We start from the raw sequence: 2,282 nt of genomic DNA, 5'->3' as shown, positions 1-2,282 counted from the left end.
GCGGCCCTGCTCTGCTGAACAAAGCCGGCGTCGGGCACTTTTAGCCGACATGCTGCAATGAGCAAAGGCCGGACGCTGCGACAGCGCAGCCATACACGCAAAACATGGATACAGGGTAATGCAAAACCCAACCTCACCACGCCGCAAGCGCGCGCCCCGCTTCCTCGAAATCGCCGAAGCCGCTGGCGTGAGCCCCGCAACGGTGGACCGCGTGCTGAACGAACGGGGCAGCGTGTCCGCCGCGATGCGGGCACGCGTTCTGGCGGCCGCACGCGAACTCGGCGTGCCTCGCGTGCTGCCCAATCCAAGGCACGGACTCCTGCATATCGACGTGCTGATCCCGCGCAACGACACGCCCCTCTTTCAGCGGATTAATCTCGCGCTGCAACGGTCGATGCAAATGCTCGATCGAAGAATCGTCCTGCATCGGCAAATCGTTCCGGAGGCCGACGACGAAGTCATCACGCATGCGATCCTTCGACCGGATCACAAGCGTGCCGGGCTGATCGTCACGACGCACGACACACCCGCGGTGCGCGATGCGCTGCGCGCAGTGATCGCCCAGGGCGTCCCCGCGGTCACGATGGTGACCGATATCGCCGACATCGGCCGTTTGCATTACGCCGGTATCGACAATGCAAGCGCAGGCCGCACGGCTGGGTATTTCGTAGGACGGCTCGCGACGCAGCCCGGTCGCGTGCTGCTGCTTTGCTCGCGCAAGGACTACCGCGCGCACGTCGACCGGATCAGCGGATGCCGCGCGACGCTGGTCGAGTCGTTTCCGCACCTCGTCTGCGCAGACGAAGAGATGGAAACGCTGGATGACCCAGACCGTTGCCATCGTGCCGTACTGAACGCACTCAAGCGCAGCAACGTGGTCGGCATCTACAACAGCGGATACGGATCGGAAGGGATCGAAGCGGCGTTGCGCAAGGTGGGCGCGGCGGGCAAGATGGTGTGGGTCGGCCATGAAATGCTCGACCGCCACAGGCAATACATCGAGCAAGGCACGATGGATATCGCCATCGACCAGGACCCTGACGGGCAGGTGATCTCAGCGTTGCAGCATGCGCTCAATGCGTGCGGCGTGGTGGACGCGCCCGCGCCTCCCGGGCCCGTCGAGTTCCGCATTTTCTGCTCGGCCAACCTGCGCCGAAGCCCTTATCTGGTCGACCACCTTGCGAGGTGAACCCGATCCTCGGCGTTTCGACGAGCTGAAAAAAGGCTTCACATCGACGAGCGTCCAACCGGCCTGGGCCCCGCGGCGTCCAGTCGTTCTGCTCAGGTCAGTGTGCAGGCTGCGTCGCGCCTTTGCCCCGCTTCCGTTTCTACTTCGGGCCACAGGTCGGGTATCCACCTCCGCATGGCTCTGATGTGATGGACGACTCCCGCTACCGGGCGAGGGGTTTATGCCAGCCAAAGGGCTCCCAGGGTCACAGTGCCACGTGAGCCGCAATCGACGCCACGGCGCGCACTGTTCCAGCCTTCGCGCCCGGCATCAGCCGCGCGCCTGTCAGCGACACTGCCCAACTGGGTCGTCGTCGAACTCGAGTGTTCCGGCCGCGATGCTTCACTCGTGAGCGCGATGATCGCCGCGCTGGGGGCACACTGATGTTCCGCTTCGATCATGACCTGCTGGTGTACCTGCATCGCGAGCCGATCGACTTCCGCGCCGGACTGAACACGCTCGTGACACTGGTCGAGCAGTCTATGCAGCTTGACCCACTCACGCGAGCCGTCTTCGGGTTCCACAATCGCAAACGCGACCGCGTGAAACTTCTTCTTTATGATCGCGCCGGGTTCTGGCTCTTGATGGAACGACTCGAGGCAGACCGGTTTGCCTGGCCCCGTCGCCAGCAGACCGTGGTTGAACTCACGACGGAACAGCTTCATCTGCTGCTCGATGGCGTCGATCTCGACGCGCTGCGCCGCCACCCAGCACGGCAATACTGCCACGCGAGCTGAAGCCCGGTATCGCCGCCGTTGCCGGTAAACAACTGGCGGCCACAGTTGTTACAAATTAGCGTAAACCTGTTTGGCTCTGCGATTCGCTATCGTGGAGCGCATGTCCCCTCACGATCTCCCCCGACTCCCGAGCACCGCCAAGGCCTACATCCACAAGCTGGAAGAGCGCGTGGCGGCTGATGCGCAGGGCTTTGTCCGGATGGGTACAAGTTCCCGTGCTATGGACGCGACTATGCATTTTTGACGCAAATCGGTTTGCCGAAGGCGTTCCACCGGTTCAGCAGGTTGGCGATGATTACGCCTTCGCCTTCCTGCAA

At 63.0% G+C, this 2,282-nt stretch carries 2 protein-coding genes and 1 pseudogene; all 3 read left to right on the top strand.

Annotated elements, in window-relative coordinates; translation table 11 throughout:
- Positions 1–118: 118 nt before the first annotated feature.
- The 3 genes and pseudogenes from BMI01S_RS37000 (at position 119) to tnpB (ending at position 1,965) form a co-directional block, all read left to right on the top strand.
- The gene (locus BMI01S_RS37000; protein ID WP_028233050.1) at positions 119–1,189 is read left to right on the top strand and encodes a LacI family DNA-binding transcriptional regulator; all 1,071 of its coding nucleotides are present in this window, start codon (positions 119–121) and stop codon (positions 1,187–1,189) included.
- 237 nt (positions 1,190–1,426) lie between these two features.
- Positions 1,427–1,612, top strand: a pseudogene (locus BMI01S_RS44400) (IS66-like element accessory protein TnpA); the annotation flags it as partial.
- Complete coding sequence (gene tnpB / locus BMI01S_RS40355) at positions 1,612–1,965, top strand: IS66 family insertion sequence element accessory protein TnpB (RefSeq protein ID WP_081723665.1); 354 nt, start codon at positions 1,612–1,614, stop codon at positions 1,963–1,965. The pseudogene BMI01S_RS44400 and the gene tnpB, both read left to right, overlap by 1 nt.
- Positions 1,966–2,282: the final 317 nt, after the last annotated feature.

The organism is Paraburkholderia mimosarum LMG 23256 = NBRC 106338 (genome assembly GCF_000739815.1).
Classification (GTDB): domain Bacteria; phylum Pseudomonadota; class Gammaproteobacteria; order Burkholderiales; family Burkholderiaceae; genus Paraburkholderia; species Paraburkholderia mimosarum.
Note: the sequence above shows the minus strand (reverse complement) of the source record. Positions and strands in the feature narration are given on the sequence as shown.